Raw genomic sequence first — 18,021 nt, 5'->3', positions numbered from 1 at the left:
CCGGACGGGCGGGGATCACGGGTGCTACGGGTGGACGAGCACCTGGGAGAGGGCCACGCGTCCGGTGCCGGACGTCACGATCTTCACCGTTCGGGTGCGGCTGTCCAGGTTCAGGACGGTCGGGCGCAGTGCCTTCCCGTCGACGTGGATCGTCGTGTCGTCGGTGACGACGTCGAAGCCGGCGGTCGTGGCGGATGCGTCGTTCCAGATCTCGATCCGGCGGACGCGCCGTTCGTCGCCCAGGTCCACCTGCCACCAGGTGCCCGCCCCGGACAGGGTGCGGGTGTCCGTGGTGGTGTCGCCGTCCAGGGCGAGTTCCGGGCCCGCCGCGCCCTCGGTGGAGGACTGGGTGGCGGTGCCGGTGCGGGCCAGGTCGATGCGCAGCTGCTCGACCGGGCCGCCGCGGGCGCCCGCCCGTGCCGCGACGGCGAGGGCCTCGGCGGGCAGCCGGTCCAGACCGGTGAGGTTGTCCGTCATGACCGAGCCCGTGCCGCCGAGCGCGGGGGCCGCGGTGTCGGTCCAGTTGCCCCGGGCAGTGTTGTGGATGCCGTAGTCCGCCCAGTTGGAGACCCACTTGTAGCCGACGCGGGTGATGACGTTGCGTTCGACGAGGATGTGCGAGGACTGTTCGTCCAGGTAGATGCCGTTGCCGTCGCGCTCGGTGTTGCCGAAGGCGGAGCGGTTGATGTAGTTGCCGGAGACGACCGTGCCCGGCTGCGCGCCCTGGGTGTAGATAGCGCCGCCGTCGTGCTGTTCCCGGGCGACCTGCATGACGTCGGTGATCCGGTTGTTCGTCACCCTGTTGTCGCGCAGGACGGACGTCTGGGCCTCGGGCTGGTTCCAGCCCCAGCCGACCGAGATGCCGGAGTAGGGCAGTTGGTCCAGGCTGTTGTGGTCGACGGTCAGTTCCGCCTCGTAACCGGCCCAGATGCCCACCGAGTCGGTGTACTCGACGCCGGTGCGGGAGATGGTGTTGTACGCGACCGTGTTCCGCTCCCCCGCGAGTTCCGTGCCGGGCATCGGTTCGGTGTCGCCCACGTACACGGCGCCCGAGGACAGGTCGGTGAAGGACGAGCGGGTCAGGGAGCTGTCCTTGGTGCCGGCTTCGAGGATCGCGCCCGCCCCGCCGAGCCGGCCGAACCGGGCGTTGTCGATGTCGATGTTCCGGCCGCCGCGGACGGTCACCGCGGCGGACGGCTTGGTGTAGAAGCGGCCCGCGTGGTCGACGGGGCCGGTGGCTCCGGTCAGGGTGAGGCCGGCCTGCGTGCCCGCGTAGCCCTCGTCGGTGTCGGGCCGGCGGTACGCCGCGTACGCGAAGCCGATCCCGCTGACGGTGACGTCGTGGGCACCGTCGATGACGAGCAGTTGTTCGGTGTGTGGGGTGACGGTCCGGGCGTGGCGCATGTTCTCGCCCGGGCGCGGCAGGTAGGTGACGGTGCGGGCCTCGGAGTTCCAGACGAACTCGCCGGGTTCGTCGAGGAGTTCGGGGGCGTTCTCGAAGAAGGCGACGCCGCTGTAGCGGGCGGAGTCGACCGTGGTGGAGTCCCAGGAGGGTCCGGTGCGATCGGTGCCGCTCGCCGAGTTGGTCCAGCAGGGTTGGGCGAAGGTCATGACGTCGCCGGTCACGCCCGTGATCCGGCAGTGGTAGTTGCGCCAGCGGATCCGGATGACGGCCTCGGCGTCGGTGGGGCGCTGCCAGGTGGCGATGCCGGTGGCCGTCGCGCCGGTCATGCCGGTCTTCGTGGCGTCGCAGGTGCTCGCCGCGCAGGCCCCGCCGCGGGCGCGGGTGGCGCGCCTGCCGTCGACGAAGAGCTGGCGGGGGGTGACACCGGCGGGGACGCCGGCGGTCCAGGTGCCGTCGGTGTTCTGCCGCCAGCCGGTGATGTCCCGTCCGCCGGAGAGGACGGGCCGGGCGCCGGGGGCCGCGGCCCAGGTGACCGTGCGGCCGTCGTTCCCGGAGTCGGCGGCGCCGAGGACGAGGGGTTCGTCGAGCTCGTACGTACCGTTCCTCAGGAGTACGCGGACGTCGCGGCCGGTCTCGGTGCGGGCCAGGTCACGGGCGCCCTCGGGGGTGCAGGGGCGGGCGGCTGTGCAGGAGGAGCCCCGGCCGTCGGGGGCCGCGTACAGGGTGCGGGGGCCGGGTGCGGCCTGGGCGGGCGGGACGGTGAGGAGTCCGGTCAGCAGGGCGGCGAAGGCGGCGGCGACGGTTGCTCGTACGACGTTCACCGGTCGGTTCACGCGGTGGCCCTCCAGTCGGGGTGGCCGGGCATGGGCGGGTTCACGGCCCCGAAGAGCCAGTCGCGCAGGAACGGGTCGAGGGACGCGTCGCCGGTGACGTCGACGGCGTGCCGGATGAAGTCCTCGCTGGTGTACGTGGAGTCCTTGAAACGCCGCACCCACTCGCGCATGATCCGGTCGAACTTCCGTTGTCCTACCTGCTTGTTGAGGGCGTACAGGACCAGTGCGCCGCCGTCGTAGATGTTGGTGCCGCCGAGTGCCTCGGGCAGTCCGGGCGGGCCGTCGGTGGCGCGGACGGCGTCGAGCTTGGCGTAGGTGGCCTTCATCTTGTCCTCGAGGACCGACCAGCCGCGCTCCTCGCCGTACACCCCGGCGTAGTACACGGCGGGGCCCTCGTTGAGCCATGCCTGCTGCCAGTCGTTCGGGGTGACGGAGTCGCCGAACCACTGGTGGACCAGCTCGTGGACCATGGTGGTCTCGTAGCCCGGCTGCCCCTGGGCGTTGGGCTTGAACCAGTTGGTGGAGAACAGGGAGAGGGTCTGGTTCTCCAGGGCGTCGGTGTAGCCGTCGTAGATGTGGACGCCGTAGACGGAGAACGGGTAGCGGCCGAACTTCGCCTCCAGCCAGGCGAGATGGTCCGCGGTGCGGGCGACGATCGGGGCGTACTTGTCCTCCTGGCCCTGCGGGACGATGTGGCGCAGCGGCAGTCCGCGGTGGCTGGTGCCGTACAGGTAGGTGCCCTTGACGACGGCGATGCCGATGAGTTCGGTCGCCATGCGCTCGCGCAGGGCGAAGTGCCAGACGGTGGAGCCGTCGGCGCGCGGGGTCTTGTGGAGCAGTTCGCCGTTGGCGGCGGCGACGTAGCCCTTGGGCGCGCTGATGTGGAAGGTCCAGGTCGCCTTGTCGGACGGGGTGTCGTTGCAGGGCAGGAAGGTGTCGGCGCGGGAGGACTGGGCGGCGGAGGCGAAGCCGCCGTCGGTGCCGAACTTCCAGCCGCTCAGGCCGAGTCGGGGCGCCTTGCCGTTGCCCCGGTAGCGCACCTCGGTGGTGAACGCCTGGCGGTCGTGCAGCGGGCGAGCCGGGGTGACGGTGAGTTCCTGGCCGCTCTTTCCGGGCGAGATCTCCCAGCGGGCGGGGCGGCCGGCGACGGTGACGGATTCGATGGTGTGGCCGTCGGTGTCCAGGTTGAACGAGGAGAGGTCCTGGGTGGCCTTGGCGTTGATCCGCACCACTGCGGTGAAGTCGTAGGTGACCGGGGTGAAGTCGAAGGTCAGGTCGTAGTGGACGACCTGGTAGCCGCCGTTGCCGAGGGTCGGGAAGAGCGGGTCGCCGACGCCGTCCGAGCCGGGCTCCGGGTCGAAGCCGTGCGGCTGTGCGAGGGCGGTCGAACCGAGTGCGGGTACGGCGACGGCCGCGGCCACCGCCGCGCCGCCGAGCTTCAGGGCCGAGCGTCGGGTCGTCACTTCTTCCCCTTCTGGAAGGCTTCCTCGAACTCGCCGCGGGCCTTCTCTCCGCCCTTGGCCAGGTAGTCCTTGACGAGCTGGTCGTAGGCGGACATGGGCTTGCGGCCCGCGATGATGTCCTTGAGCCCGTCCTGCTTGAGCGTGTAGAGGCTGCCGGTGCCCTTCGAGTCCCAGGTGGGGGACGAGTACTGGAGCACCGGGTCGGGCACCATCATCGGGATCATCTTCGTGAACGCGTCGTGGACGTGGCGGACGCCCTGTTCCGAGTCGGCGCTGAAGATCGCGGGGACGGCGGAGGCCATGAACTTCCAGGGCACGGTGACGTCCTGGGTGCCCTGCTTGGTGAGGGCCGGGTTGCCCTTGGCGTCACGGGTGAAGTCGGTGCCCTCGACGCCGTAGTTGATGAGCGTGTACTCCTGGCTGCCGAACGGGGACGCGGCGAAGTCGGCGAGGGCCAGGATCTCCTTGACGCGGTCCCCGGAGGCCTTCTTGACGTGGGTGTTCTGGAGGGCGACGTTGTCCATCCAGGCGACGGCGTCCTTGCCGACCGGCACGAACGGGCGCGGGTCGTACTTCTTGTCGATCGCCTTCATCGCGGCGATGTAGCCGACGCCGGGCGCCAGGTAGGTGGGCATGCCGTCGTAGACGTAGGCGCCCTTGCCGTTCTTGAACATGTCCGTGTACTGGGCCTTCTGGGCCCCGGACATCTGGAGGGTGCCCGGGTAGTAGCAGCCTGCCTTGTACAGCAGCCGCGCGGTCTCGACGGCCTTGCGGTACTCCGGGGTCTCCAGGTCGAGGGTGAACTTCCCGGTCTTCTCGTCCAGCCGCCAGCTGCTGGGCGCGCCCGCGGACATGGCGAGCATGGTGGTGGCGCCCGCGATGATGGCGTACTGGTCCTTCTTGGGCCGGGTCAGTTCCTTGCAGAGTTCGACGAACCGGTCGAGGTCGGCGATCTGGTCGAGGCTGGTGACGCCGACCTCCTCGAACAGGTCGTGGCGGTAGACGCCGGCGCCGCCGGTGCCGGTGCGGGCGATCGGGATGCCGTAGAGCTTGCCGCCGAAGATGGCGCCCTGCCAGGCGCCCTTCGGGATCGCGGCCAGGTTCGGGTAGTCCTTGATCTTGTCCCCGGCGAGGTGCGGGGTCAGGTCGGCGCACTTGGCCTGGAGGAAGGCGGCCTTGTTGTCGACGCCGCCGCTCTCCGGGTACATGAACAGGTCGGGCAGGCTGTCGCTGGCGACCATGGTGGAGAACTTGGTGCCGTAGTCGTCGGCGGGGACGGCGGTGATGTCGACCCGGCCGCCGAGGAGCTTCTCGATCTCCTGCCAGGCGGCGTTGGAACCGCGGGCGGGCGGCGGCGGGGAGAAGGTCTCCATCGTCGCGCTGATCGGCTTCGCGCCCTTGAGCGGGGTGCCCTTGGTGGCGCGCAGCGGCTTGGCCGGGTACTTGAAGAAGCCCTGCGGGACGCCGGCGGCGGTGCCCGCCAGGTCGGGTTCGAGGCCGATGTTGCGGACCGCCGTGCTGGGCAGCAGCGAGGCGCTCTTGGCCTCCGCCTTCGCGGTCGTGCCGCCGTCGCCGCAGGCGGTGAGCAGCGGGGCGGCGGCCAGTCCCAGACCGATGCCCGCGCCCATGCGGAAGAGTGCTCTGCGGTTGATGGGGGTGGAGCTCGACACCTGGATCTCCTTTGGGAGAGGGGAAGGAAGGAGTGGGGGGCGGCGGTTGCGCCCGGAAGGCCGTCGGGTGGTTTCTCAGCCCTTGATGGCGCCGGTGAGCACGCCCTTGGTGAAGTAGCGCTGGAGGAACGGGTAGACGCAGAGGATCGGTACGACGGCGATCACCAGGACGGCCATCTGTACGGCCTGCTGCGGGGCGAGCGCCTCGCCCGCCGATGCGGCGTTCAGGCTCTGGCCCTGGAGGACGTAGGTGCGCAGCACCATCGGCAGCGGCCATTTGTCGGAGTCGTTGAGGTACAGGAGCGCGTTGAAGAAGGCGTTCCAGTACGTCACCGCGTAGAAGAGGCTGATCACGGCGAGGACGGCCTTGGACAGCGGCAGGACGATCCGGACCAGGATGCGGAAGTCGCCGGCCCCGTCGACCTTCGCGGCGTCGTACAGCTCGTCCGGCAGGTTCATGAAGAAGGACCGCAGGACGACCAGGTTGAAGGCGCTGACCAGGGTGGGCATGACGAGCGCCGCGTAGGTGTCGTACAGGCCGAGTCCCTTGACCAGCAGGAAGTTCGGGATGATGCCGGCGTTGAAGAGCATCGTGAACAGGGCGGTCATCAGGATGAAGCGGGAGCCGGTGACGTCGCGGCGGGAGAGGCCGTAGGCCATGCCGACGGTGACGAGGAGGCTGGCGAGGGTGCCGAGGACGGTGATGCCGATGGAGACGATCAGCGCCCGGGTGACGACTCCGCCGGTGAAGATGGTGCGGTAGGCGTCCAGGGTGGGGTGGTCCGGCCACAGGACGAGGCCGGAGCTCTTGATGATGTCGGTCTGCGAGGCGAAGCTCGTGCCGATCACGCCGACCAGCGGGTAGGCGACGGCGAGGACGACCACGACGATGGCGACCGCCTTGGCGGTCTGTCCGAGGCGGGTCGGCCGTTCCATCCACGGGGGCCGTCCGTCGGACTTCCGGGCGGGGGCGGGGCGGGGCGCCGGTGCGGTGGATTTGGTCGTGGCGCGCGTTTTCTCAGCGGTCAGCACCGCGGTACACCCCTTCGTGGCCGAGCCGGTGGGCGAACTTGTTCGCGCCCAGGACGAGTGCGGTGCCGATGACCGCCTTGACGAGGCCGACGGCGGCGGCGACGCCCCAGTCGTTGTCCTTGATGCCGTGGTAGTAGACGTAGGTGTCGAGGACTTCACCGGCGTCCGGGCCGACCGCGTCGCGCTGGAGCAGGATCTGCTCGAAGCCGACGGAGAGGATCTGCCCGAGGTTGAGGATCAGCAACAGGATGAGGACGGGGGCGATGCCCGGCAGCGTCACGTGCCACAGCCGTCGTCGCGGTCCGGCGCCGTCGATCGCGGCGGCCTCGTACTGCTGTTTGTCGATGTTGAGCAGCGCGGCGAGGATGATGATCGTGCCCCAGCCGGCGTCCTTCCAGGCCACCTGGAGGGTCACCAGCCAGGGGAAGGCGTCGGGGTCGCTCATCATGTCGTAGCGCGGCAGCCCCAGGCCGCCGAGGACGTCGGGCAGGAGTCCCGCGCCGCCCAGGATCTGCTGGAAGATCGAGACGATGATGACCCAGCCGATGAAGTGCGGCAGGTAGACGACGCTCTGCACGAAGCGCCTGATGCGGTCGCTGGCGATGCTGTTGAGCAGCAGGGCCAGCGCGATCGGGATCGGGAAGAAGAACACCAGCTGGACGAGGGCGATCTCCAGGGTGTTGAACGTCGCGGACCAGAAGGCCGGCTCGCTGAACGCGGCGGAGAAGTTGGCGAACCCCACCCAGACGCTGTGCATGTAGCCGAGGTACGGCTGGTAGTCCTGGAACGCCACGACGTACCCGAGCAGCGGGACGTAGTGGAAGACGACGAAGTACAGCAGACCGGGCAGGGTGAGCAGCAACATCACCCGGTCCCGCTTGAGCCGCTGGCGGAGCGTGAGCCGGTGTTGCGCGGCGGCGGCCGGGGCAGCGGGCGGAGAGGTGTTTTCAGCCTTCCGTCGCCGTTTCTCCCGCGGCAACGGGGGTGCTGTTTCAGCCATTGGTGCGTCCTGTTCGGCTGGGTGGCGCGTGGTGGGCCTTCTGGGGCCGCAAGTTAGTAAGCGGTTAACCCAAGCGTCAAGGGATCAGGGCGAACACTGTCGATCCGAACCGCTCCCGAGGACCAAATCCGACATCACCAGTCCATAAATATGCGAGCGAAACGGACAGTTGAGGCACGCTGGAGCTTGACGGTCGGCCATCGCTCTCCTTAGCGTGCCGGTCATTCCATAGAACGCGATTACTGTCCGGAGGCAGGGTGCGAACCACCGAAGAGGCACCGGCTCATTCCGGTAGCGCTGCTGCGGCAGCGTCCCCGCGACGACCGCGCACGGTCCTGGCCATGAGTCCCGGCCTGCTCGACGACGTCTTTCCGCCACCCGTGCGGGCTCGTCTCGAGGAAACCGCCGACCTTCTCACCCCGTCCCCGATCAGCGAGTTCGACTCCCCGGAGGCCGCGGCGGCGCTGAGCCGCGCCGAGGTCCTGCTCACCGGCTGGGGTTGCCCGCCCGTCGATGCCGGACTGCTGGACCGGGCACCCGCGCTGCGGGCCGTGATCCACGCGGCCGGCACGGTGAAGACCTTCCTGTCCCCGGTCGCGTTCGACCGCGGGCTGGTCGTCTCCTCGGCCGCCGCCGCCAATGCCGTACCGGTCGCCGAGTTCACCCTGGCGGCGATCATCATGGGCGCGAAGCGGGTGTTCCCGCTGGCCGGCCTCTTCCGCACCCGGCGCACCCACCGCACCCACGCCGACCTCGACCGCCAGCACTGGCTCGGCACCCACGGGCTGACCGTCGGCGTCGTCGGGGCCTCCCGGATCGGCCGCCGGGTCATCGAACTGCTGCGGGTCCTGGACGCGGAGGTGCTGCTCCACGACCCCTATGTCGACGCCGCCGAGGCGGAGTTGCTCGGCGTCACCCCGACCGATCTGGACACCCTGGTCGCGACCAGCGACGTGGTGACCGTCCACGCCCCCGACACACCCGAGACGCGCGGGATCATCGACGCCCGCCGGATCGCCCTGATGCGGCCGGGCACCCTGCTCGTCAACACCGCGCGCGGGCCGCTGGTGGACACCGAGGCGCTGACCGGACACCTGGTCAGCGGGCGGCTGGACGCGGTGCTGGACGTGACCCACCCCGAACCGCTGCCCCCCGGCCACCCGCTGTGGGACCTGCCCAACGTCTTCCTCACCCCGCATCTGGCGGGCGCCCAGGGCAACGAGGTGGGGCGGCTCGGGGCGCTGGCCGTCGACGAACTGGCCAGGTACGCGCGGGGCGCGGCGCTGGAACACCCGGTGCACCGGGCCGACCTGGAGAGGATCGCATGAGTCCCGTCCCCCCGCAGGCTCTAGGCTCGACGTCACACAACAGCCTCCAGGGGGTGAGCCGGATGCGCCGGCAGAGCACAGCCGCGGACGGACAACGGCGTGCGACGGTCACCGACGTCGCGCGGCGCGCGGGCGTGTCGACGGCCACGGTCTCCCGTGTGCTGAACCGCAACTACCCGGTCGCGGAGGCGACCCGGGAGCGGGTCGAGACCGCGATGCGCGAGCTCGGCTACGTGGTCAACGCCCACGCCCGCGCGCTGGCCGGGGTCTCCAACCGCACCGTCGGCATCATCGTCAACGAGGTCGTCGACCCGTTCTACGCGTACATCGCGCGCGGCGTGGAGCGGGAGGCGGCGCTGGGCGGACGGCTCTGCCTGGTCTGCTGCACCCAGGGCGATCCGCAGCGCGAGCTGGCCTTCATCGACCTGATGCACGAGCGCAGGGCGGACGCCGTGGTCGTGGTCGGCGGCTCCATCGCGGACCGCGGCTACACCACCGAACTGGCCCGCCGGGCCCGCGAACTGGACGCGGGCGGATCGAAACTGGTGCTGTGCGGCAGGCCGCCGCTGGGCGAGCAGGCCCCGACCGTCGCGGTCGAGTACGACAACGAGGGCGGCGCCTTCGCCATCACCGACCACCTGCTGATGCAGGGGCACGAGCGGATCCTCTACCTCGGCGGCCCGCCGAAGCTCTCCACCACCCGCGACCGGCTGGCCGGCCACCGGCGGGCCCTGGAGCTGCGCGGGATCGCGCCCGATCCGGACCTGGTGCACCCCGGTGCCTTCAGCCGCGGCTTCGGCCACCGGCGGATGACCGAACTGCTGCGGAACGGTCCGGACTTCACCGCGGTGTTCGCCGCCAACGACATGGTGGCGGCGGGTGCGGCGCAGGCGCTGGAGGAGGCCGGGGTGCGGATCCCGAAGGACGTGTCCCTGGTGGGGTACGACGACATTCCGGTGGCCCAGGAGCTGCGGCCGCGCCTCACCACCGTCCATGTGCCGCTGGAGGAGATGGGCCGCCAGGCGGTGCGGCTCGCCGTGACCGGCGGGGACGAGGACGACTGGCGCGAGCCCACCACGGGCGCGCTGCGACTCGGCACCCACATCGTGGTACGCGATTCCGTCGCGCCGCGTTCCGCCCGCTCCACTGGAATGTGACCGGTTACTTCCCGCCTGTCCGCAGTCGGCCATAGAAAATAACAGTAACTCCCCACCTCCTCTTGCCTCTCCATAGCAACCGCTTACATGCTGGCGCCGAGCAGCACTCGTTCCGCACGCCTTCTGCCCCTCACTCGTTCGCAGGGAGAGTTCCGCATGCGCATGTCCCCCGAATCCGCCGGCTCCTCCGCCACGCCTTCCCTCGCGTCTTCCGTCCCGCCCTCCGCCACGTCCTCCGCCGCCTCCTCCCCCGTCGGCCGCCGTTCCGTTCTCACCGCGGTGGCCGGAGCGGGCGCGGCGCTCGCGCTCGGCGCCGGGACGGCCCGGGCCGCCGAGGCCGGCACCACCGCCGGACGCCGGGGAGCGCGCCCGGTCGGGCTGACCGTGACCGCCCGGCCGGCCGCCGAGGCCGAACGGCTGCGGCTCGGACAGGCCCTGCGCGGCTCGGAGTTCCAGCCCACCGGCCTGTACGTCCCCGGCGGCACGCCCCTCTCCCTCACGGTCCAGGCGTACGACGGTCTGCTGCCCACCCTCTGGATCGGTGCCTGGGACTACTACGGCGAGATCACCGAGCCCCGCGCCTATCCGCTCACCGCGGGCGCGAACACGGTGACGGACCCGCACGGCGGCCCGGTCAACCTCACCCTGACGGGGAACGGCGAGAAGGCGGGCGTGCTGTTCCGCTCCGGTGCCGCGCCCATGCCGGTCTTCACCCTGGGCCGCACCTCGGAGGCGGACTACCAGCGGCAGTTGGACACGCTCACCGGGTCGCCGTACGTGGAGCTCCACGCGCCGCACACGATCATGACGCTCACCCGCGAGGGCGCGCTGCTGTACCGGGACCAGGACCACGCGGCGCTGCTCGAACTGGTCGAGACGATCATCGATTCGCACGCCCGGATCAGCGGCCTGGACGGTTCGAGGCCGGTGCACCGGCGCAAGGCGGGCCCGTACCACTTCACCGAGGTCAGCAAGGTGCCCAGCGGTGTGGGCGCCTACGCCACGCACGGCTACAACGGCTTCCCGCGGGCCTATCTGGACCGGGCCACGACCGTGGAGGGGCTGCGGACCCGCGGCTGGGGCCTGTACCACGAACTCGGCCACCTGCATCAGCAGTTCGCCTACAAGCCCGGCGGCCTGACCGAGGTCACGGTCAACATCTACTCGCTGGCCGCGCAGCGCACCCTCGGGCAGCCGTCCAACCTCCTCACCGTCGACCCGAAGACGGGCCTCGACCACTTCCGGTCCGCCCGGCAGAAGTTCGGCACCCCGGGGCTGACGTACGAGAAGTCCTTCGGCGCGTACGAGAAGCTCGTCCCGCTGCGCCAGCTGGAGCTGGCCTTCGGCGAGGACTTCTGGCCCCGGCTGCACCGGCTGGTCCGCGAGGAGCACCCGCAGTCCCACTACACGGAGAACGAGAAGCGCTACCGGGCCCTGGCCACGTACTCCAGCCGGGTCGCCGGCCACGACCTGACGGACTTCTTCGTGCACACCTGGGCGTTCCCGATCGACGCCGTCGGCCGGGCCGAGCTGGCCGCGCTGAACCTCCCGAAGCCCCCCGTCGACCCGTCCACCCTGGCCGACTGAACCCTCTCGACAAGGAGTCCACCGTGGACCTCGGCAGAAGAACCCTCCTGGTGGCGGGCGCCACCACCGTCACCGCGCTGCTGGCCGCGCCCGGCACCGCCCTGGCCGCGCCCGGCACGACGGGAACGGCCGACGAGGCGGCGGGCGTCGGTTTCGACACCCTGCTCCAGCGGGCCGAGACCCTGCTCACCGGCGGCGCCCCCGACCCCGCCGACCCCGACCTCACCGCCGCCGTCCAGGCCCTGGACACCACGGCCCGGGGCCTGTGGGACACCCTCGACCGCGGCGCGGGACGCACCGCGCTCTGGTCCGACCTCGCACCGCTCACCGCCCCCGGCAACTTCGGCCAGAGCTACACCCGGCTGCGTACCCTCGCGACCGCCTGGGCCACCGCGGGCACCTCCCTCGCGGGCAGCGCCGAGGTGGCGGACGCCCTCGTCGCGGCGCTGCGCTTCACCCACGACACCGCGTACAACCCGACCAGGCCCGAAACGGGCAACTGGTGGTTCTGGGAGATCGGCGCCCCGCGCGCCCTGATGGACTGCGCCGTCGTCCTGCGCGACCGGCTTCCCGCGGCCGACCTCGCGGACTACCTCGCGGTCGTCGACCGGTTCTGCCCCGACGCGGACCGTCGCACCAACTACCCCGCGCTCGCCGAGACCGGCGCCAACCGCACCGACAAGGCGGTCGTCGTGGCGCTGCGCGGACTGCTGGGACGGGATCCCGACAAGCTCGTCTCGGCCCGCGACGCGCTGTCCGACGTGCGCGACGCGGGCCGCAACAGCCTCTTCCGGTACACCGCGTCGGGGGACGGGTTCTACGAGGACGGGTCGTTCGTCCAGCACGACGTGGTCGCCTACACCGGTACGTACGGCGTCGTGCTGCTCAGCGGCACGGCCCATCTGCTGGCGCTGCTGGCCGGCTCCGAGTGGGCAGTGACCGATCCGAAGGTCTCGGTGATGTACGAGGCCGTCGAGCGGACCTTCGCCCCGGTGGTCTTCGACGGGCTGATGATGGATTCCGTGCGCGGCCGGGCCATCTCCCGGGAACGCGCCGGTGACCACCACGACGGCGCGGCGGCCCTCGCGGCGATCCTGCTCCTGGCCTCCGGCGCCCCCGCCGCGTACGCGGACCGCTGGCGCGCGCTGGTCAAGGGCTGGCTGGTCCGCAACCGCGCCACCCCCTTCGAGACCCTCGCCACCCTGCCCCGGCTCGCCCTGGCCAAGGCCGTCCTGAACGACGACACCGTTCCCGTCGGACCCCGTACCACCGGCAGTTCCGTCTTCGCCGACATGGACCGGGTGGTGCACCGCCGCCCCGGCTGGGCCTGTGCGCTGTCGCTGTCGTCGAAGCGGATCTCGGCGTACGAGGCGGGCAACGGCGAGAACCTGCACGGCTGGTACACCGGCGACGGCATGACGTACCTGTACGACGGCGACGACCTGCGGCAGTACAACGACGGCTTCTGGCCGACCGTCGACCCGTACCGGTTGCCCGGCACCACGGTCGACACCCGTCGGCGCGCCGATCTCGGCACGGGCGCGGGCACGTCCACCTACCGCCCGTCCAACGCCGTGGCGGGCGGTGCCGTGCTGGACGGCAGGTACGTGGCGGCGGCGATGGAGGTGATCGGCGACCGGGACAGCAGCCTGCGCACCAGGAAGTCGTGGTTCCTGCTGGACAACGCGGTGATCGCGCTCGGGGCGGGCATCACGGCGACCGACGGCCACCGGGTCGAGACGGTCGTGGAGAACCGCAACCTGGGCGCCGACGGCCGCCACCGGCTGCTGGTCGACGGCGTGCGGCAGCCCGTGGAGCAGGGCTGGAGCCATGCGTTCGGCGGGGCCCGGTGGGCCCATGTGGAGGGTGTGGGCGGCTATGTGTTCCCCGACCCGGTCTCCCTGCACGCCCTGCGCGAACAGCGCACCGGCACCTGGCGGGACATCAACTCCGGGGCGGACACCGGCGGCAGCACCGATCCGGTCACCCGCCGCTACCTGACGCTGTGGGTCGATCACGGCGTCTCCCCCGCCGACGCCCGCTACTCCTATGTGCTGCTGCCCGGCGCCTCGGCGGCGGCGACCGCCGCCTGGTGGCGGTCCCGGCCGGTGCGGATCGTCGCCGACGACGCGACCGCGCAGGCCGTGGAGGTGCGCCGGGCGGGGCTGACCGCCGTGAACTTCTGGGGCGCCGGAACGGCCGCCGGGATCACCGCCTCGGGCCCGGCCTCGGTGCTCGTGCAGCACCACGGCGGGCGGGTCCGCGTCGCGGTCGCGGACCCCGGACGGACGCTCACCACGCTCTCCGTCGAGCTGCCGTTCCCCGTGCGGTCGGTGGTGGACGCCGACGCCTCGGTGAGCGTCGCCCCGGGCCGCAGGCCCGTGCTCACCGTCGCCGTCGGCGGCTCCCGCGGCCACACCCACCGAGCCGTGCTTTCCCGCTGATTCCGTCCCCGTACCACCTTCCGAGGAGCACCACCGTGTCCGTCGCACCGCATCTGCACCTGCCGCCGCCCGACCGGCTCCTGTCCTCCCGCACCGGCTGGACCAGGGCCCACTGGGAGGCGACGGCCGACCGGCTGCTGGACGCCCTGGTGCCGTACGCGACCCCCGGCCTCGCCCAGTACCGGCTGCCCGGCCGCGGCAGCTGGTCGGGGGTCGTCTCGGACGGTCTCGAAGGGTTCGCCCGGTCGTTCCTGCTCGCCGCCTGCCGCATCGCGGGCGCGGGCGGGGCGGCCGACCCGGCGCTGGTCGAGCGGTACGCGGCGGGGCTGGGCGCCGGCACGGACCCGGCGAGCGGGGAGGCGTGGCCGCGGCTGACGGACTGCTCGCAGCAGATGGTCGAGGCGGCGTCGGTCGCGGTGGCGCTGCACGAGACCCGGCCGTGGATCTGGGACCGGCTGGACGCCCGGGTGCAGGAGCGGGCCGTCGACTGGTTCTCCGGATTCGTCGGCGGGCGCACCTGGGACAACAACTGGCGGCTCTTCCAGGTGGTGTCCGAGCAGTTCCTCGCCTCGGTCGGCGCCCCGTACAGCCGGTCGGACATCGAGAGCAACCTGGACCGGATCGAGGACTGGTACCTCGGTGACGGCTGGTACACCGACGGCGACGGCCGGAACTTCGACTACTACATCGGCTGGGCGATGCACCTGTACCCGCTGCTGTGGTCGCGGATGGCGGGTGCCGACGACGGGGGCAGGACCGAGGTCTACCGGCAGCGGCTCGGCCGGTTCCTGGAGGACTACCAGCACTTCTTCGGCGCCGACGGCGCCCCGGTGCACCAGGGCCGTTCGCTGACCTACCGGTTCGCCGCCCTGGCGCCGGTGTGGATGGGGGCGCTGGCCGACTGCACCCCGCTCGCGCCGGGGCTCACCCGCCGGCTCGCCTCGGGCACCCTGCGGCACTTCGCGGAGCGCGGGGTGCCGGACGAGCGCGGCCTGCTGACGCTGGGCTGGTACGACACGTTCCTGCCGACCACCCAGCCGTACTCCGGTCCCGCCTCGCCGTACTGGGCGAGCAAGGGCTTCCTCGGGCTGCTGCTCCCGGCGGACCACCCGGTGTGGACGGCGCGCGAACTCCCGTTGCCCATCGAGGAGTCCGACCAGTACACGGCGCTGCCCGCCCCGGGCTGGCTGTTGCACGGCACCCGCGACGACGGCATCGTCCGGCTGGTCAACCACGGCAGCGACCACAATCCGCCGTACGACGAGGCGGCCGACCCGGCCGAGGGGACGGCCGATCCGCACTACGCGGGTCTCGCCTTCTCCACGGCGACGGCCCCGGAGGCCGCCCCGCACGCGGTGTCCCGTTCGATCGACGGGCACCTGGCGCTGGTGGCCCCGGACGGCACCCCGTCCCGGCGCCGCCGCATCCATCCGCTGCGCTGCGCGGACCGGGTCGCCGCTTCCTGGTACGCGGCCCGGCTGCCGGGCGACGAGCGTGCGTACCGGATCGAGACGACGAGCGTGCTGCACGGTCCGTGGGAGGTCCGGGTGCACCGGGTCGAGGCACCCGAGGGGGCGGTGGTGCGGGAGGGCGGCCACGCCGTCGCGCACGCGCAAAGCCCGTTCGCCGTGGCGGGACCGGACTGGGCCCTTGCCCGGACGGCCGACGGGCTGAGCAGCGCCCTGATCGCGCTGCACGGCTGGGACGGTGGCGCCGAGGGGGCGGCCGTGGCGCGTGACGTCCAGTCCAACGCGTACGGTCCGCATTCCGCGATCCCGTATCTGCGCAGCCGCCCGCATCCGGGCGGTCGCAGCGTCCACGTCTCGCTGGTCGCCCTGTCCCGGGACACCGTGCATCCGGAGGCGCTGCGCGACGCGGTGCGGGTGCGGGCGGGGGCGGACTCGGTGGTGCTGACCTTCCTGGACGGTACGACGGTCGAGGTCTGAGGCGGCACGACGGGCGGGACGGGTCGGCCGGGGTCCGGCCGGCGGTCCGGCCACGGCGGCCGGGACGGTCCGGGACGGTTCGGCCACGATCCGGGCGGTCCAAGCGGTCCGGGGGCCGGGACGGTCCGGGCGGTCCGGTTCAGACGCCGATGCCGTTCTCCTCCCGCTGGTGGATGTGTCCGACGAGTTCCCGCGCCAGGGACTTGATGGTGTCGAGCCCGGCCCTGCCCCACGGGCGGGGCACCGTGTCGACCGCGCAGACGGCGCCCAGGGCGACGCCCGTGCGGTCGATGAGGGGGGCGCCGAGATAGGAGCGGATGCCTATCTCGTCGACGACCGGGTTGCCGGCGAACCGGGGATAGTCGCAGACGTCGTCCAGGACGAGCGCCTTGCGCCGTACGACGACGTGGGGGCAGTAGCCGCGGTCGAGCGCCATGTACCGGCCGCTGCGGCTGCTGCCCGCGGCCGCGGCCCCGAGGTCGGAGCCCCTGTGCGTGCCGGTCGGGGTGTGCAGTCCCGCGAAGAACTGCCGGTTCCCGTCGATGAAGTTGACCATCGAGAAGGGCACGCCGGTCACTTCGGCCACCCGGTCCGCGAAGGCGTCGAAGTTGTCGAAGGACGCGTCGGCGCGCTCCCCGAGCCCCAGGGTCCGCAGTCGTCGGGTGCGGACCGGGGCGTCGCGGTCGGCGGGTGTGAGCAGCATCCGTCGGGTGGCCCTCCGGGTCACGGGCGGGCCCCGAAGCCGGTCAACGGGGCCGGTGCCGAGGTGGCGTTGATCAGGTGCTGGACCAGGGTGACCAGGGCGCCGGTCCCCGAGCTGGCGATCCGGGCGTCGCAGAGCACCACCGGCACGTCCGGCCCCAGGTCGAGCGCGGCGCGCACCTCCTCGGGCGCGTAGCGGAAGGCGCCGTCGAACTCGTTCACCGCGACGATGAATCCGATGCCGCGCCGCTCGAAGAAGTCGACGGCGGCGAAGCAGTCGGCGAGCCTGCGGGTGTCCGCGATCACGACCGCTCCCAGTGCCCCCTGGGAGAGTTCGTCCCACATGAACCAGAACCGTTCCTGGCCGGGGGTGCCGAACAGGTAGAGCACGTGCTGCTCGTCGAGGGTGATCCGGCCGAAGTCCATCGCCACGGTGGTGGAGGTCTTCGATTCGATGCCCTCGAGACTGTCGGTCGCGGCGCTGACCTGGGTCAGCAGCTCTTCCGTGCTCAGCGGTGTGATTTCGCTGACCGCGCCGACGAACGTGGTCTTGCCGACGCCGAATCCGCCCGCCACCAGCACCTTGAGCGCGACGGGAAAGCCCTCGGAGGCGGCGGGCCCGGTGGGCCCGGCAAGGTCCGCGGTGTCCCGGGCGTCACCGGGGCCGCCGTGCTCCGGCCCGGCTCCGTGGTCCTGCGCGTCGCCGTGGTCCGGCCCGGTGCCGTAGTCCGGCGGGCCCTGCGGAGGCACTCCCCCGAAGTCCGCCCCGGCGGTTCCCCGCCCCTGGGCGTCCCCGTAATGGTGCGTGTCGCCGTAGTACTGCCCGCTCCCATAGCCCTGCGGGCCCCCGGGGGCCGGGGCCTCCCCGTAGGACTGCGGACCGCCGTACCCCTGCGGTGCCCCATAGCCCTGCGGGGCTCCGTAGCCCTGGACTTCGCCATGGGTCTGCGGGGTTCCGTACCCCTGGGCCTCGCCCGGGGCCTGCGGAGTTCCGTAGCCCGGCGGCATCAGGTGGCCCGGCGGGCCGCCGTGGCCCTCGGCGCCTGCGCCGTTCTCGTACGCGGCGGGGCTGCCGAAGCCGTCAGAGCTGTCGTCGTAAGCCATCGAGCACTGCCTCCAGCAGGGATCGGTCGGTGGGCATGTCTTGGAAGGCGGGCGGGTGCGCGGTGACTGCTCCGCAGTCGACCAGGTCGGAGACGAGCACCTTGGTGACGGCCGCGGGCAGCCGCAGATGGGCGGCGATCTCGGCCACCGACGTGGGGCCCTCGCACAGCCCCAGCGCGACGGAGTGCTCGGGGCCGAGGTGGGTCTGCGGCTCGGTGCCCGTGGCCATCACCAGGGAGAGCAGATCGAGCACGGCCGTCGGACGGGTACGGCCGTTGCTCACGGTGTACGGGCGGATCAGCCGGCCCGCCGCGTCGTCGAGCAGCGGCCCGTCCTGCTGGAGCGACACC

The 18,021-nt window shown here is 71.9% G+C and carries 13 protein-coding genes; 5 read left to right on the top strand and 8 right to left on the bottom strand.

All coding sequences use genetic code 11. The annotated features are described in order from the left end of the window. Positions 1 to 24: 24 nt before the first annotated feature. From OCT49_RS31110 to OCT49_RS31090, 5 genes are all read right to left on the bottom strand, one after another. Positions 25 to 2,238, bottom strand: a complete 2,214-nt coding sequence (locus OCT49_RS31110) for a right-handed parallel beta-helix repeat-containing protein (RefSeq protein ID WP_283855130.1) — start codon at positions 2,236 to 2,238, stop codon at positions 25 to 27. Then, positions 2,235 to 3,701 (bottom strand): M1 family metallopeptidase, encoded by a 1,467-nt coding sequence (locus OCT49_RS31105; RefSeq protein WP_283855129.1) that lies wholly within the window; start codon positions 3,699 to 3,701, stop codon positions 2,235 to 2,237. Before OCT49_RS31105 ends, OCT49_RS31110 begins: the two co-directional genes overlap by 4 nt. Further along, complete coding sequence (locus OCT49_RS31100; RefSeq protein ID WP_283855128.1) at positions 3,698 to 5,371, bottom strand: type 2 periplasmic-binding domain-containing protein; 1,674 nt, start codon at positions 5,369 to 5,371, stop codon at positions 3,698 to 3,700. Before OCT49_RS31100 ends, OCT49_RS31105 begins: the two co-directional genes overlap by 4 nt. Before the next feature lie 75 nt (positions 5,372 to 5,446). Then, entirely contained in the window at positions 5,447 to 6,307 is an 861-nt protein-coding gene (locus OCT49_RS31095; RefSeq protein ID WP_148835898.1) for a carbohydrate ABC transporter permease, read from the bottom strand. A gap of 82 nt (positions 6,308 to 6,389) precedes the next feature. After that, positions 6,390 to 7,403 carry an ABC transporter permease gene (locus OCT49_RS31090; protein ID WP_283855127.1) on the bottom strand — a complete coding sequence of 338 codons (1,014 nt, stop codon included), beginning with the start codon at positions 7,401 to 7,403 and terminating at the stop codon, positions 6,390 to 6,392. Positions 7,404 to 7,744: 341 nt separating this feature from the next. On the opposite strand from OCT49_RS31090, the gene OCT49_RS31085 reads away from it, so the two are divergent. The 5 genes from OCT49_RS31085 to OCT49_RS31065 all read left to right on the top strand — a co-directional run bounded on the left by OCT49_RS31085 (position 7,745) and on the right by OCT49_RS31065 (position 15,865). Further along, positions 7,745 to 8,731 (top strand): hydroxyacid dehydrogenase, encoded by a 987-nt coding sequence (locus OCT49_RS31085; RefSeq protein WP_283855126.1) that lies wholly within the window; start codon positions 7,745 to 7,747, stop codon positions 8,729 to 8,731. 62 nt (positions 8,732 to 8,793) lie between these two features. Further along, entirely contained in the window at positions 8,794 to 9,888 is a 1,095-nt protein-coding gene (locus tag OCT49_RS31080; protein ID WP_283856000.1) for a LacI family DNA-binding transcriptional regulator, read from the top strand. Positions 9,889 to 10,050: 162 nt separating this feature from the next. Next, on the top strand, positions 10,051 to 11,475 hold the full coding sequence (locus tag OCT49_RS31075; RefSeq protein WP_502963491.1) for a M60 family metallopeptidase: 1,425 nt from the start codon (positions 10,051 to 10,053) through the stop codon (positions 11,473 to 11,475). Positions 11,476 to 11,498: 23 nt separating this feature from the next. Next, positions 11,499 to 13,919, top strand: a complete 2,421-nt coding sequence (locus OCT49_RS31070) for a polysaccharide lyase 8 family protein (protein ID WP_283855124.1) — start codon at positions 11,499 to 11,501, stop codon at positions 13,917 to 13,919. A gap of 35 nt (positions 13,920 to 13,954) precedes the next feature. Continuing rightward, complete coding sequence (locus OCT49_RS31065; RefSeq protein ID WP_283855123.1) at positions 13,955 to 15,865, top strand: DUF2264 domain-containing protein; 1,911 nt, start codon at positions 13,955 to 13,957, stop codon at positions 15,863 to 15,865. Positions 15,866 to 16,004: 139 nt separating this feature from the next. On the opposite strand, the gene OCT49_RS31060 is transcribed toward OCT49_RS31065, so the two are convergent. The 3 genes from OCT49_RS31060 to OCT49_RS31050 all read right to left on the bottom strand — a co-directional run bounded on the left by OCT49_RS31060 (position 16,005) and on the right by OCT49_RS31050 (position 18,020). Next, positions 16,005 to 16,592, bottom strand: coding sequence for a GAF domain-containing protein (locus OCT49_RS31060; RefSeq protein WP_283855122.1), 588 nt, complete (start codon positions 16,590 to 16,592; stop codon positions 16,005 to 16,007). Then, positions 16,589 to 17,149, bottom strand: a complete 561-nt coding sequence (locus OCT49_RS31055) for a GTP-binding protein (RefSeq protein WP_283855999.1) — start codon at positions 17,147 to 17,149, stop codon at positions 16,589 to 16,591. Before OCT49_RS31055 ends, OCT49_RS31060 begins: the two co-directional genes overlap by 4 nt. A 499-nt stretch (positions 17,150 to 17,648) precedes the next feature. Beyond that, the gene (locus tag OCT49_RS31050) at positions 17,649 to 18,020 is read right to left on the bottom strand and encodes a DUF742 domain-containing protein (RefSeq protein WP_283855121.1); all 372 of its coding nucleotides are present in this window, start codon (positions 18,018 to 18,020) and stop codon (positions 17,649 to 17,651) included. Between the last annotated feature and the right edge of the window lies 1 nt (position 18,021).

This window comes from Streptomyces sp. ML-6 (genome assembly GCF_030116705.1).
Classification (GTDB): Bacteria; Actinomycetota; Actinomycetes; order Streptomycetales; family Streptomycetaceae; genus Streptomyces.
Note: the sequence above shows the minus strand (reverse complement) of the source record. Positions and strands in the feature narration are given on the sequence as shown.

What these genes read in the sequence shown, in the direction of transcription:
- OCT49_RS31095 (WP_148835898.1), bottom strand. Translation starts at nt 6,307, where the DNA reads ATGGAACGGCCGACCCGCCTCGGACAGACCGCCAAGGCGGTCGCCATC.
- OCT49_RS31085 (WP_283855126.1), top strand. Translation starts at nt 7,745, where the DNA reads ATGAGTCCCGGCCTGCTCGACGACGTCTTTCCGCCACCCGTGCGGGCT.
- OCT49_RS31090 (WP_283855127.1), bottom strand. Translation starts at nt 7,403, where the DNA reads ATGGCTGAAACAGCACCCCCGTTGCCGCGGGAGAAACGGCGACGGAAG.
- OCT49_RS31080 (WP_283856000.1), top strand. Translation starts at nt 8,794, where the DNA reads ATGCGCCGGCAGAGCACAGCCGCGGACGGACAACGGCGTGCGACGGTC.
- OCT49_RS31075 (WP_502963491.1), top strand. Translation starts at nt 10,051, where the DNA reads ATGTCCCCCGAATCCGCCGGCTCCTCCGCCACGCCTTCCCTCGCGTCT.